Source organism: Azospirillum sp. Sh1, from assembly GCF_008365135.1.
GTDB classification, from domain to species: Bacteria; Pseudomonadota; Alphaproteobacteria; order Azospirillales; family Azospirillaceae; genus Azospirillum; species Azospirillum oryzae.
The window spans coordinates 53,056-64,416 of sequence record NZ_VTTK01000036.1 but is presented as its reverse complement, the minus strand read 5'-3'; the positions used below and the strand labels follow the sequence as shown (position 1 = coordinate 64,416).

Below are 11,361 nucleotides of genomic sequence, written 5' to 3'. Positions count from 1 at the left end.
AACTCCTCCCCTGGGAATGGAAGGCAATCCGCGAGCAGACGAAAGCTGCCTGACCGCGGCACTCAGCGGATGCTTACGGCGAAGGCCGGGTTCTGCGCGCCGTTGGCGACGACCATCGGCGTTTCGGTGAAGCCGGGCGCCAGCGTGTTGACGCGGATGTTCCGCGCCGCGTTTTCCATGGCGGCGACCCGCGTCAGGCCGTGAACCCCATGCTTGGATGCGGCATAGGCGCTCATTCCGCCGGGGCCGGTGAGTGCGGCGACCGAGGCGGTATTGCAGATGGCGCCTCCGCCGCTGCGCAGCATCAGGGGCACCTCGTGCTTGATGCCCAGGAAGATGCTGCGCAGGTTGATGCCAAGCACCCGGTCGAAATCCTCCACCGGGTATTCCTCCACCCGGTGGGTGCCGCCGGTGACGCCGGCATTGTTGAAGGCGGCGTCGAGGCGGCCACCCTCGCGTTCGACATGGGCGAGGAGGGCCGCGACCTCGCTCTCGTCGGATACGTCGGTCCGGCGCGCCGCCGCGCGGCCGCCGGCCCGGGCGATCCGCTCCAGCGTCTCCGCAAGCCCGGCCTCGTTCAGATCGGCCGCAAAGACATGCGCACCACGCGCCGCGAAGAGCAGGGCCGCTTCCCGGCCGATGCCGGAGCCCGCCCCCGTGACCAGCACCACCTTGCCGGCAAATTCATCCATGCTAAGCATTGCTGGGTTCCTCTTGCGATTGTGCGGGGTGCTGCCGGTGGCATCCGGTCACCCGGGCAGAGAAACTTGAGTGGCGGCTTGGGACGCTGCGATCACGGGATCAGCAGGAGCAGGCCGTCGCGGTTGCGTGAGGCGATGTCCTCATGGGCGCGGACGGCGTCCGCCAGCGGATAGCGGCTGAGGCGCAAAGTCCCGAACACGCCCCGTCGATGGGCGTCGAAGACCTCCGCGCTGGCGCTGGCGAGAAGCGATCCACGGACCAACTGGGCCGTGCTGCCGCTCGACAGCCGGATGCGGCGGCTCGCCAGTGTGTCGCGGTCGACCTCCGGCCGGCCGGATGCGGCGCCGATCATGACGATCTCGCCGCCGTCGCGCATCGCCGCCACGGAGGCTGGGAAGGTGGCCCAGCCCACGAACTCGCAGACCACGTCGAAACCGCCGGGGACCAGCCGCCGCAGCTGATCGGCCAGGTTCGGATCATGGGAATCCACGCCTCTGACACCGGATCCGGTCAACACTCCCAGCTTGGCGGCGGAACCAGTGCCGACGACATGAGCGCCCAGGGCGTCCGCCCAGCGTGCGGTGAGCGACCCGACTCCCCCGGTGGCGCCCTGGACGAGAACCGCTTCGCCCGGTTCGACGGGATGAAGATGGCGGATCGCCACCCAGGCCGTCAGACCCTTCGTCATGATCGCGGCGGCATCGTCGAAGGCGATGTCGTCGGGTAGCCGGATCAGCACCTCCGCCGGGACGTTGCGCAGCTCGGCGTAGCTGCCCGGCGCGAAGAAATAGCCGACGCGGTCGCCGACGGCATGGTCGGTTACGCCCGGACCTACCGCGTCGATGACGCCGGCGGCCTCGACCCCGCCGGTTGCCGGGAGAGGTGAGTTGAAGCTGCCGTCACGAAAAGCGGTGTCGACGAAATTGACGCCGATCGCCCGCGCCCGGAAGCGGACCTCGCCGGGGCCGGGCAGGGGAACGTCTTCATCTTCCAGGACGAGAACCGATGGAGGGCCGGGATGATGGAAACGGACGACGGCGCCGGTCTTCTGAAAGGGGCCGCTGCTCATGATGGAATCCTCAGGTCAGGTGATCCGCCGCGGCGCCATCGCCGCCTGGAAGCCGATGAAGGAAGCCTATCGGGCGGCCGGACCCCCGGCGAACGCCGTTTGGTCATGCGCCGTTGCGCCCGTGGCAACCGGCGGTCGGCCGGTTGTCCGCCTCGTCCGGCGCGGTCACCGACTGATCCTCATCCCAGCAATTCCTCGCCTCTCGGCCGGTAGGGGTTGGCGGGATGGCGCCTTTCATGGCGGGGCGGAAGCTGAAAATTGCGGTCGTTCCCGACCAGCAGAAGCAGGCCGAGCGACGCGGTGACGATCCCGATGCAGAGCATGTGGGCATCTCCTCTGTCGTGACGATGTTCTTGCCCGATCCTCCCGTGCGGGGCGGCCCCGCATGCGGTGGCCGCCCCGGTCCCGGTGGCGTCAGGCCTCGAAGTCGGTGCCGACCGAACGGTCACGCCATGCGGCGATCTCGGCGCGGCGCCGGTCGATCACGCCGTTGGCCATCTCCACGGCGTCGGAGCCGGCCAGGAAGTGGCGGGGCGGCTCGGACGTGCCGGCCAGTTCGACCATGGCGGCAGCCAGCTTGGCTGGATCGCCCGGCTGCTTGTGGCTGTAGCCGTCATAGCTCGACCGCATGTCGGCGGAGTGAGCGGCGTAATCCTCGATCCGCTTGGAGCCGTAGCGCACCGAGCTGCCGTCCAGGAAGTCGGTACGGAAGAAGCCGGGCTCGACCACCGTGACGTGGATGCCGAAGGGCGCCACCTCCGGGGCCAACGAGTCCGAGAAGCCCTCCACCGCGAATTTTGCCGCGCAATAGACCGAGGCGCCGGCGAAGCCGAGGACACCGCCGATGGAGGACAGGTTCAGGATGCGCCCGGAGCGCTGACGGCGCATCACCGGCAGGACCGCGCGGGTGACGTGGAACAGGCCGAACACGTTGGTGGCGAATTGCCGCTCGACATCCGCCGCCTCGATCTCCTCGAACAGGCCGAGCTGGCCGAAGCCGGCGTTGTTGACCAGGACGTCGATGCGCCCGAAGCGGTCAACCGCCGCCTGCGCCGCCGCCACCGCCTGCGCTTCGTCGGCGACGTCGAGCGCCACCGTCAGCACGCGGTCGCCATAGTCGGCATAGACCGCCTGCAACTGGTCGAGCTTGCGGCCGGTGGCGACCACGCGGTCGCCGGCCGCCAGAGCCGCCTTCGCCACCTCCGCCCCGATGCCGCGCGCGCTGCCGGTGATGAACCAGATCTTGCTCATGTTCCGTCTTCCTTCTTCGCTGGAGAACCGCCGTCGCGTGCGGTTCCGATGAAGGAAGAATAGGGGCGGACGGGCTTTACCCTGTAGACCAGAGGTCCGGCAGGATTGCCTGATCCTCCAGACCTTTCCAGGCCGCTCGTGGGCGTCAGGCCCGGGCGGCCTGCCGTGCTCCTGCGTCGCCGCCGGTCATGGAGGAGCGCAGGCGGGCGGCGTCGCGGATGGGCGGCAACCCGAACAGGCGGGCATATTCGCGGCTGAACTGCGACGGGCTGCCATAGCCCACGGCGAAGCCGGCGCTGGCGGCGTCGGTCAGATTGGCCAGAATCAGCCGCCGTGCCTCCTGCAGCCGCAATTGCTTCTGGTACTGGAGGGGGCTGAGCGCCGTGACCTCCTTGAAATGTTGGTGGAAGGCCGACGGGCTCATGTTGGCCTTGGCGGCCACGGTTTCGATGCGCAGCGGCTCGCGGAAATTGTCCTTGATCCACTTCACCGCCCGGCCGATCTGGGCGGTGCGGCTCTCACCCAGCGCGATCCGGTGCAGCAGGCTGCCCTGGTCGGCGGTCAGCAGCCGGTAAAGCAGTTCGCGTTCCACCAGCGGTGCCAGCACCGGAATGGCGTCGGGCGTCTCCAGCAGACGCGCCATCCGGGCCGCCGCGTCGATCATCTCCGGCGTGGCGAGGCTGGTCGTCAGGCCAAGCCCCTGGTCGGCTTGCGGAGACGCCTTCAATCCCGCTTCCAGGATCAGTCCGCTCAGCAACGCCGGATCCAGCGTCAGGCGCAGGCACAGGTAGGGGCTGTCTGCCGTCGCCTGCGTCACCTGCCCGATCACCGGCAGATCGAGCGAGACCGCTAGATACTGGCCGGCCCGGTAGTCCAGGATCTGGTCGCCGGCGATGGTGCGCTTCGCCCCGCGCGCGACGAAGCATACGGAGGGCTCATAGACGGTGTGTAGTTGTTCGGTGGGACTGCTGGCGCGGATCACCGCCAGCCGGGAAATTTGCGTTTCGTGGACGCCGTCCCCCAGTTCGGAGGTGACGCGGTCCAGGATCAGCGAGAATTCGGTCTCCATGAACATGGCATTTTCCGTTCCGGTCAATCCGCAGCCCGCCATCCTAGCGTCTTTGCCCCGACGCACCCAGCCCCCCGGCGATCCCGTGGAGGATCATGCAACCCTTCGCGAGGATCGGACCAGGGGGGCAGCCTGTCGAATTGCCGGTCGCCCTATTTTCCCCATTCGGGTCCGCCGTCGGTGCAGGTCTGTCCGCCATCGACGGCGAGGGTGGCGCCGGTGATCCACTGGGCCTCGTCGCTCGCCAGGAAGGCGATGGCGGATGCGATCTCCTCCGGCTTTCCGGCTCGGCGCAACGGAATGCGCTCCCATGCCTTTTCGAGCAGCGCATCGTCCTCCAAGATCGCGTCGACCATGCCGGTCACGGTCAGGCCGGGGCACACCGTGTTGGCGCGCACGCCGTACTTGCCGTTGTCGCAGGCGACCGACCGGGTCAGATTGGCGACCGCCGCCTTGGCGGCGTTATAGCCCGCATGGCTCCAGCCGCCCCCCAGGGAGGAGACCGACCCGACATTCACGATCGAGCCCTTCGTCTTGCGCAGATGCGGCAGCGCGGCCCGAGTCAGGAAGAAGACGCTGTCGACGTCGGCGCCCATGCAAGCCCGCCAGTCTTCGTCCGACGTGTCGTCCACCGTGCCGACCAGATTCATGCCTGCGGCGTTGACCAGCGTATCGATCCGTCCGAACCGTTCGACCGCGGCGCTGACCACGGCATCGCAGTCCGGCCGTTTCGACACGTCGGCCGGAAACAGAAGAATGCGGTCCTGTGCCATGTCCGCGGCGGTTTTTTCCAGACGGTCCCTGTTGCGGCCGGTGATGACCACACTGGCATCTTCGGCGAGAAAGCGGCGGACGGCGGCCTCGCCGATACCCGAACCGCCGCCGGTCACGATGATCACCTTTCCTGCGAACCTGTTCATGGGATCTCTCCTGAATGATGGTGTGGAGCGGTGGGTCGGGTCAGCTCCTGGGCGCGTCGGCGAAATCCGTGCTGCGGGTCAGAGCCTCCCAGGCGCGGAATTCGCGGCCCATCTCCTCCAGCTTGGCCATGGCCACGGTGTAGGCGTCGTTGCCGAGCAGCAGGCGCTTGGGCGGATTGGCCGACAGCACCGCGGATGCGATTGCCTGCGCCGCGCGGGTGGGGTCGCCCGGCTGTTGCCCCACTGAGTCACGATAGGCCCGGCGGGCCTCGCCCGCGGTCGCGTCGTAGTCGGCGATGGTGCCGGCCGCCTCGATGGAGGAACCGGCCCATTCCGTGCGGAAGGCGCCGGGCTCACCGTCATCACGTGAATGCCGAGCGGTGCCGTCTCGATGCGCAGGCTGTCGGACAGGCCCTCCACCGCATATTTCGTCGCGCAATAGAAGCCGACGGCCGGAAAGCCCTCCAGTCCGCCGACAGAAGTCAGGTTGACGATGGTGCCGCTTCGGCGGCGGCGCATGCCCGGCAGCACGGCGCGGATCGTCGAGGCGGCTCCGAAGAGGTTCACGTCGAACATCGCCCGGACCAGCGCCTCGTCGCTCTCCTCGACGGCGGCGAAATAGCCGATTCCGGCGTTGTTCACCAGGACGTCGACCCGGCCGAACCGTGCTTCCGCCTGTTGAACGGCGTCCCGCGTCTGGGCGGGGTCGGTTACGTCAAGCGGCAGGATCAGGGCGTCGCCGCGCCGGGCCAAATCCTGGATTTGATGGGGCTTGCGGGCGGTGACGACCACCTTCTGCCCGATATCGAGAAGGTGGCCGGCGATATGCCGGCCGAAGCCGGTGGAGCATCCGGTCACCAACCAGACGCGCTGGTCATTGCTTTTCATCGCAATCTCCTGTTGGGCACTATCCCGAGTAATCAGCGTGGGGCGAAATTGGAGGTCAGCCGGTATGCGGTGTGGATCGTGACGCCGTCCGTGCAGAGGTCGGGCAGGGCGGCCATGAAGGACTGGACATAGGGCGTGCGCATATGGGCGTCGAAATCGTCCTGGGTCGCCCAGTTCTCATAAACGAACCACGAGTCCTCATCCTCATCCGAGCGGTGGATGTCGTAGCGCAGGCATCCGAGTTCGCTCCGGGTCGGTTCGACGAGGGCGAGCAGGCGGGCGCCGAGCGCCTCGCCCTTTCCCGGCTTGGCGGCGAAGAACGCCGCCTTGGTCAAAATCTTCATCGCGGAACAGCTCCGTGCTGAGGGGACAATGGTTGGCGCTGCTGCGCCTCAACCGGCCGTAACGGTCATGCCGCCGTCGGCCATCACCACTGCGCCGACGATGAAGCTGGCGCGGTCCGACGCCAGGAAGGCGACGACCTCGGCGATCTCCTCGGGCTGGGCGGCGCGGCCGATGGGGGCGGCCTTGCCGTGGTCGGCCAGGAAATCGCGGCCGTTGTCCATGAAGTGGTTGAGGATGTTGGTCACCACGTCGCCGACGCCGATGGCGTTGACGCGGATGCCGTGCGGGATCGCCTCCAGCGCCTGGGTGCGGGTCAGCTGCGCCAGGGCGCCCTTCGACGCGGTGTAGGCGGCGATGCCGGGAAACGCGAAGTAGGAGGCGTAGGAAGCGATGTTGACGATGGCGCCGCTCTTGCGCGGCATCATCGCCTTCATCGCTTCGCGGGAGTGCAGGAAGGCGCCGGTGACGTTGGTCGCCAGGATGCCTTCCCACTCCTCGCGGCTGGTCTCGGTGAGCGGCTTGTAGATGATGCGGCCGGCATTGTTGACGAGGATGTCGAGCGCACCGAAGCGCTCCACCGCCAGTTCCACCGCACGTTCGGCACTGCCGTTGGCGGCGATGTCGGCGACCAGCGGAACCAGGCCCGGGCGGGCGAGTTCCTCCACCGCGGGGTTGATGTCTTCCGCGATCACCTGGGCGCCGCGGGCGTGCAGCAGTTCCACGGTGGCGCGGCCGATGCCGCTGGCTGCACCGGTCACGATGGCGACCTTGCCCTCGACGTCGTTTACCGTGTTGACGATGCTGGTCATCATGGCTGCCTCTGCGTTGCTGGTTCGGGTGCCGGTCGATCGGCCGGCCTGGTCCAGAAGCTAGCGGCGGGGGCCGACCGGAATAATCGGCCTGGATTCGAATGGCTTGTTCGGATCCGCCGCATAATCGGCAGGTGGGCAAACGGAGCTTTCGACATACGGTCGACCGGGAACGCCGATCTTCGCGCCTTCATCGATGCCGTCGAGGCGCATGGTCCTGGCTGGCCTCACATTGGGGGCTTCACTCGCGGTTGCGGTATTCCACCGGTACCCAGTGGTAGCGGCTGTCCGTCGGCGGTCGAATGATCCGATGGTCGCGGTCGCCGAGTTCGACGATCAGCCCTGCTTGATCAGGCTGTGGACCATCAGCGCTCCGCCGAACTGTTGCAGGCGGCCACCATCCGCGATGCGGCCCAGCGTAATGGGGGCGTAACCCAGCCGCTCGATCAGGCCGGCGACCTCGGTGTTGGCGCCATCGTCGTCGCCCGACACGAACAGGACGCGCCGCCCGTTGTCCTGCGGATCCTTCGCCAGCACCGCGGCCGGCAGGGTGTTGAAGGCCTTGACGACGCGGGCGCCGGGCACCGCTTCGGCGACGATGTGGGTGGACGGCCGGCCGGCCAGGTCGCGGGGGGTGAAGGCCGGGAAGTCGATGGCGTTGGTGGCGTCGACGACGATGCGGCCGTTCCAGGCCGGCGCCCCATGCACGGCATCACGCACCGCGTCATAGGGCACCGCCAGGATGACAATATCGGCGGCGAGCGCGTCCCGCACGGAGACGGGGACGATGCTCGGTCCCAGATCGTGGGCAAGGCCGGCCAGGGTTTCCGGCCCGCGGCTGTTGGCGAGCAGAACCTCGATGCCCTTGCGGGCGAACTGGCCGGCGACGGCGGCGCCGATGGCGCCCGAACCCAGGATGGCGTAAGTGGTCATGACGATGGTCCTTTCAAAATGACAGGTTGGATGGATCAGGCCGCGCGGGGTGCCGCGGGCTTCGAAGTCGGTTCCGGAAGCGGGATGAACTCGGTTTCGCCGGGTACGACGGGAAAGCGGCCCTCGCGCCAGTCCTGTGCGGCCTGTTCGATGCGCTCGCGCCGGCTGGACACGAAATTCCAGTGGATGTGCCGCCGCCCGTCCAGCGGTTCGCCGCCCAGCAGCATCAGCCGGGCCGGGCCGACGGCACGCAGCACGATCTCCGCCCCTGGCTGGAAGACGATCAACTGGTCCTTGCGGAAGAGGCCGTCTTCGGAAACCACCTCCACCGCGCCGTCGATGACATAAGCGGCGCGTTCGACGTGCTCGGCGTCAATGCGCAGCCGGGCACCGGCCTGCAGGACGACATCAGCGTTGAACAGGTCGGAAAAGGCGTTTGTCGGCGCGCGCCGGCCAAGCAGGGAGCCGGCGATCAGGCGCAGGTCGATGCCTTCGCCTTCGATGCGTGGCAGCGTGTCGGCTGCGACATGCTGGAAGCCGGGATCGGTCTCCTCATGCTGCGCCGGCAGGGCGATCCAACTCTGGAAGCCAAACAGCCGGTGGCCGGCGCTGCGGGTGGCGGGGGCCGTGCGTTCGGAATGGACGATGCCGCGCCCGGCGGTCATCAGGTTCACCGCCCCCGGCTTGATGGTCTGGACAAAGCCTTCGCTGTCGCGGTGGACGATCTCGCCCTCGATCAGATAGCTCAGGGTCGACAGGCCGATGTGCGGGTGGGGGCGGGTGTCCATCCCCTCGCCGGCGGTGAAGGTCACCGGGCCGAAGCTGTCCAGGAAGATGAAGGGGCCGACCGACCGGCGCATGGCCGACGGCAGGGAGCGGCGGACCTGGAACCCGCCGCCGATGTCGCGGACGGCAGGCAGCAGGATGTGGTCGATGCCGGCGGCGGGGCGGACGGTCATGACAGGAACTCCCGGTTTGGGAAGATGCGGCGCCGGGCGGGGCTGTTCAGGTCTGGAGAGCGGCCCGGCGTTGCTGGTGAGGGAAAGCTAACGCCGCTGGACCTTCGGAAAAACCGGGATAAGATGGATCGAAACGTTCGAGAAATTGGAAATGTCAGATCCCGGCACCCCGACCTTCGATCAGCTCCGCGTTTTCCTGACCGTGGTCGATACCGGCAGTTTCGCCGGGGCGGCGCGCAAGCTGGGGCGGGCGACCTCCGTCATCAGCTATTCCATCGCGAACCTGGAGATGCAGCTGGGCGTCTCGCTGTTCGACCGCGAGACCACCAAGCGGCCGCAGCTGACCGACGCCGGCCGCGCCGTCCTGTCGGAGGCGCGGACCATCGCCAACGGCATGGGCAGCCTGCGCGCCAAGGTGAAGGGCCTGATCGAGGGGCTGGAATCGGAGGTGCATCTGGTGCTCGACGTCATGCTGCCGGCCTGGCGGGTGGTCGATGCGCTGAAGGCCTTCCGGGAGACCTACCCGACCGTGACGTTGCGCCTGCATGTCGAAGCGCTGGGAGCGGTGACCCAGATGGTGCTCAACCGTGCGGCGACGATCGGCATCAGCGGGCCGCTGGACATGGAGATCGACGGCATCGAGCGGATCGGCGTCGGTTTCGTCGAACTGGTGCCGGTCGCCGCCCCCTCCCATCCGCTGGCGCTGGCCGGGCGCAATCCGCCCGGCGCGGGGCGCGAGCATGTGCAGTTGGTGCTGACCGACCGCTCCACCCTGACGCAGGGCTGGGAGTTCGCGGTCATCGGAACGCGCACCTGGCGGCTCGCCGATCTGGGATCCAAGCACATGCTGCTGCGCGAGGGGATCGGCTGGGGCAACATGCCCCTGCCGATGATCCAGGAGGATCTGGACACCGGACGGCTGGTGCGGCTGGACATGCCCGACTGCAAGGGCGGTCCCTATCGGCTGCAGGCCGTCCATCGCACCGACAGCCCGCCGGGGCCGGCCGCCTCCTTCCTGATTTCCCGCTTCGAAGGCCAGATGGCGGAATGAGGAACCGCCGTTGATTGTTCCTGATGTTGATTGTTCCTGATCGTGCAACGGATTTCTTCGATCTGCTTGGTTTATCGTTCGCGTAGGAACGTTTAGCGTCCTTGCATTGACCGGCACGGCAATCCGTTCTCGTCCGGCCTGATCCCGATCTCTCCCAAAGATCCAAGGACGCGGATCATGAGCCAATCCACCTCCCTCTGCGTCGCCGCCGGCGATGTCCTGTCGACCCTTTCCTGCAAGCTGCACAGCGCCGGCTGCTCCGTCGTTCGCGGGGTGCTGGACCTGTTGATGATGCCGTCGGGAAATCAGCGCCTTCTCGGCTGGCTCGGCAATCGCCTGCTGTCGATCGCCGGTCAACTCGGCAGCGGTGCGTCGGCCCTGATTCCGCTCCATTCCGACCTCCATTTCGCTGCCGTCGGCTCGTTTCTGACAGCAATCGGCTGTGCCGCGATTCTGGCGCTGCGCTCGCTCGGCACCGCGGTCGTGCTCCCGGCGTAACCAGCGAGGGCTTGCCGCCCGAGAGCGCCTATGCCGCGCTGGCCCGCGACCTGAAGGCCGCCTATGGCGAGCCCCGCCTGGGCGAGGCGAGCCGGCGCCTGACGCGCGCTGCTGGCCAAGACCGCCCGCCATCGATGCACGCTGGGGCGAAACCGCCACCTGGGCGGCGTTGCGGCGGGCCAGCCCGCCGCTGGCGGACGGTCCGGCCGCCGGGCTGATCGCAAAAACTCCCAACAACGCCGATCACCAGCATGTGCGTCCGGGCGGTCGTTATCAGGTGGAATGGGAACCGACCGACGCCATCGCGCTGCCGGTGGGTCACTGATCGACAGGACATCCGGCCGGCGGGGGAGGCGCTTTGGCGCCTCCGCACCGGCGGGCAGTTTGTTCAGCGGCGGGCATCGAGGCTGAAGCGGCCGGCACCGAAGGCGACGATCTGCAACAGGCCGCCGGCGATCGAGATGTTCTTGAAGAAGTGGAAGTACTGGTCGAGGTCGGCGAGGTTGTTGTGGAAGGTCACCGCCGTCGCGACCGTGAAGACCGCCATGGCGAGCGCCACGAGCCGGGTCTGGAAGCCGACGACCAGGGCCAAGCCGCCCGCCAGCTCGACCAGCAGCGCCATCATGTAGGACAGTTCGGGCACCGGCAGCCCAACCGCCTGGATGTAGCCGATGGTCATCGTCGGTGCGATCAGCTTGCCATAGCCGGAGACCAGGAACAGGCCCGCCAGCAGGACACGGCCGGCCAGCGGAGCGGCGTCGGCGGCGATCGAGGCCATCGGCAGGGACGAGGTCGAAGCGGTAGGAGCGGAGATGGTCATGTCAGTCATCCTTCGTTGATCGGGTTTTGGTGGTCGGGATTTCCGGA

At 67.8% G+C, this 11,361-nt stretch carries 15 protein-coding genes; 3 read left to right on the top strand and 12 right to left on the bottom strand.

Annotated features, from left to right (window positions below; all coding sequences use genetic code 11):
- Positions 1-62: 62 nt before the first annotated feature.
- The 11 genes from FZ029_RS26610 to FZ029_RS26565 form a co-directional block, all read right to left on the bottom strand.
- On the bottom strand, positions 63-692 hold the full coding sequence (locus tag FZ029_RS26610) for an SDR family NAD(P)-dependent oxidoreductase (RefSeq protein WP_211104224.1): 630 nt from the start codon (positions 690-692) through the stop codon (positions 63-65).
- Positions 693-793: 101 nt separating this feature from the next.
- Positions 794-1,771, bottom strand: coding sequence for a zinc-binding dehydrogenase (locus tag FZ029_RS26605; RefSeq protein ID WP_149272678.1), 978 nt, complete (start codon positions 1,769-1,771; stop codon positions 794-796).
- Positions 1,772-1,950: 179 nt separating this feature from the next.
- Positions 1,951-2,094 (bottom strand): hypothetical protein, encoded by a 144-nt coding sequence (locus FZ029_RS33170; protein WP_188052061.1) that lies wholly within the window; start codon positions 2,092-2,094, stop codon positions 1,951-1,953.
- Positions 2,095-2,185: 91 nt separating this feature from the next.
- On the bottom strand, positions 2,186-3,022 hold the full coding sequence (locus FZ029_RS26600; RefSeq protein ID WP_149272677.1) for an oxidoreductase: 837 nt from the start codon (positions 3,020-3,022) through the stop codon (positions 2,186-2,188).
- 145 nt (positions 3,023-3,167) lie between these two features.
- A complete protein-coding gene (locus FZ029_RS26595) occupies positions 3,168-4,097 on the bottom strand; it encodes an AraC family transcriptional regulator (RefSeq protein ID WP_149272676.1) in 930 nt (309 codons plus the stop codon).
- 146 nt (positions 4,098-4,243) lie between these two features.
- The gene (locus FZ029_RS26590; protein WP_149272675.1) at positions 4,244-5,011 is read right to left on the bottom strand and encodes an SDR family oxidoreductase; all 768 of its coding nucleotides are present in this window, start codon (positions 5,009-5,011) and stop codon (positions 4,244-4,246) included.
- A gap of 78 nt (positions 5,012-5,089) precedes the next feature.
- Complete coding sequence (locus tag FZ029_RS26585; protein ID WP_211104223.1) at positions 5,090-5,899, bottom strand: SDR family NAD(P)-dependent oxidoreductase; 810 nt, start codon at positions 5,897-5,899, stop codon at positions 5,090-5,092.
- Positions 5,900-5,931: 32 nt separating this feature from the next.
- Positions 5,932-6,243 carry a putative quinol monooxygenase gene (locus FZ029_RS26580; protein ID WP_149272674.1) on the bottom strand — a complete coding sequence of 104 codons (312 nt, stop codon included), beginning with the start codon at positions 6,241-6,243 and terminating at the stop codon, positions 5,932-5,934.
- 48 nt (positions 6,244-6,291) lie between these two features.
- On the bottom strand, positions 6,292-7,056 hold the full coding sequence (locus FZ029_RS26575) for an SDR family oxidoreductase (RefSeq protein WP_211104222.1): 765 nt from the start codon (positions 7,054-7,056) through the stop codon (positions 6,292-6,294).
- 333 nt (positions 7,057-7,389) lie between these two features.
- On the bottom strand, positions 7,390-7,986 hold the full coding sequence (locus FZ029_RS26570) for an NADPH-dependent F420 reductase (protein ID WP_149272673.1): 597 nt from the start codon (positions 7,984-7,986) through the stop codon (positions 7,390-7,392).
- A 35-nt stretch (positions 7,987-8,021) separates the two neighbouring features.
- The gene (locus FZ029_RS26565; protein ID WP_149272672.1) at positions 8,022-8,945 is read right to left on the bottom strand and encodes a pirin family protein; all 924 of its coding nucleotides are present in this window, start codon (positions 8,943-8,945) and stop codon (positions 8,022-8,024) included.
- 151 nt (positions 8,946-9,096) lie between these two features.
- Here FZ029_RS26565 and FZ029_RS26560 point away from each other — a divergent pair, with 151 nt between their 5' ends.
- The 3 genes from FZ029_RS26560 (at position 9,097) to FZ029_RS33165 (ending at position 10,819) form a co-directional block, all read left to right on the top strand.
- Positions 9,097-9,996, top strand: a complete 900-nt coding sequence (locus FZ029_RS26560; protein WP_149272671.1) for a LysR family transcriptional regulator — start codon at positions 9,097-9,099, stop codon at positions 9,994-9,996.
- Between the two features lie 177 nt (positions 9,997-10,173).
- A complete protein-coding gene (locus tag FZ029_RS26555) occupies positions 10,174-10,494 on the top strand; it encodes a hypothetical protein (protein ID WP_149272670.1) in 321 nt (106 codons plus the stop codon).
- A 169-nt stretch (positions 10,495-10,663) separates the two neighbouring features.
- Positions 10,664-10,819 (top strand): hypothetical protein, encoded by a 156-nt coding sequence (locus tag FZ029_RS33165; RefSeq protein ID WP_188052060.1) that lies wholly within the window; start codon positions 10,664-10,666, stop codon positions 10,817-10,819.
- Between the two features lie 63 nt (positions 10,820-10,882).
- Here FZ029_RS33165 and FZ029_RS26550 read toward each other — a convergent pair whose 3' ends face one another.
- Positions 10,883-11,314: a DoxX family protein gene (locus FZ029_RS26550; protein WP_149272669.1), complete on the bottom strand. Its 432-nt coding sequence runs from the start codon at positions 11,312-11,314 to the stop codon at positions 10,883-10,885.
- Positions 11,315-11,361 lie beyond the last annotated feature (47 nt).

Coding starts and splice junctions, on each gene's coding strand:
- FZ029_RS26560 (WP_149272671.1), top strand. CDS start 9,097: ATGTCAGATCCCGGCACCCCGACCTTCGATCAGCTCCGCGTTTTCCTG.
- FZ029_RS26590 (WP_149272675.1), bottom strand. CDS start 5,011: ATGAACAGGTTCGCAGGAAAGGTGATCATCGTGACCGGCGGCGGTTCG.
- FZ029_RS26570 (WP_149272673.1), bottom strand. CDS start 7,986: ATGACCACTTACGCCATCCTGGGTTCGGGCGCCATCGGCGCCGCCGTC.
- FZ029_RS26585 (WP_211104223.1), bottom strand. CDS start 5,899: ATGAAAAGCAATGACCAGCGCGTCTGGTTGGTGACCGGATGCTCCACC.
- FZ029_RS33170 (WP_188052061.1), bottom strand. CDS start 2,094: ATGCTCTGCATCGGGATCGTCACCGCGTCGCTCGGCCTGCTTCTGCTG.
- FZ029_RS26610 (WP_211104224.1), bottom strand. CDS start 692: ATGGATGAATTTGCCGGCAAGGTGGTGCTGGTCACGGGGGCGGGCTCC.
- FZ029_RS26605 (WP_149272678.1), bottom strand. CDS start 1,771: ATGAGCAGCGGCCCCTTTCAGAAGACCGGCGCCGTCGTCCGTTTCCAT.
- FZ029_RS26555 (WP_149272670.1), top strand. CDS start 10,174: ATGAGCCAATCCACCTCCCTCTGCGTCGCCGCCGGCGATGTCCTGTCG.
- FZ029_RS26595 (WP_149272676.1), bottom strand. CDS start 4,097: ATGTTCATGGAGACCGAATTCTCGCTGATCCTGGACCGCGTCACCTCC.
- FZ029_RS26550 (WP_149272669.1), bottom strand. CDS start 11,314: ATGACCATCTCCGCTCCTACCGCTTCGACCTCGTCCCTGCCGATGGCC.
- FZ029_RS26600 (WP_149272677.1), bottom strand. CDS start 3,022: ATGAGCAAGATCTGGTTCATCACCGGCAGCGCGCGCGGCATCGGGGCG.
- FZ029_RS26565 (WP_149272672.1), bottom strand. CDS start 8,945: ATGACCGTCCGCCCCGCCGCCGGCATCGACCACATCCTGCTGCCTGCC.
- FZ029_RS26580 (WP_149272674.1), bottom strand. CDS start 6,243: ATGAAGATTTTGACCAAGGCGGCGTTCTTCGCCGCCAAGCCGGGAAAG.
- FZ029_RS26575 (WP_211104222.1), bottom strand. CDS start 7,056: ATGATGACCAGCATCGTCAACACGGTAAACGACGTCGAGGGCAAGGTC.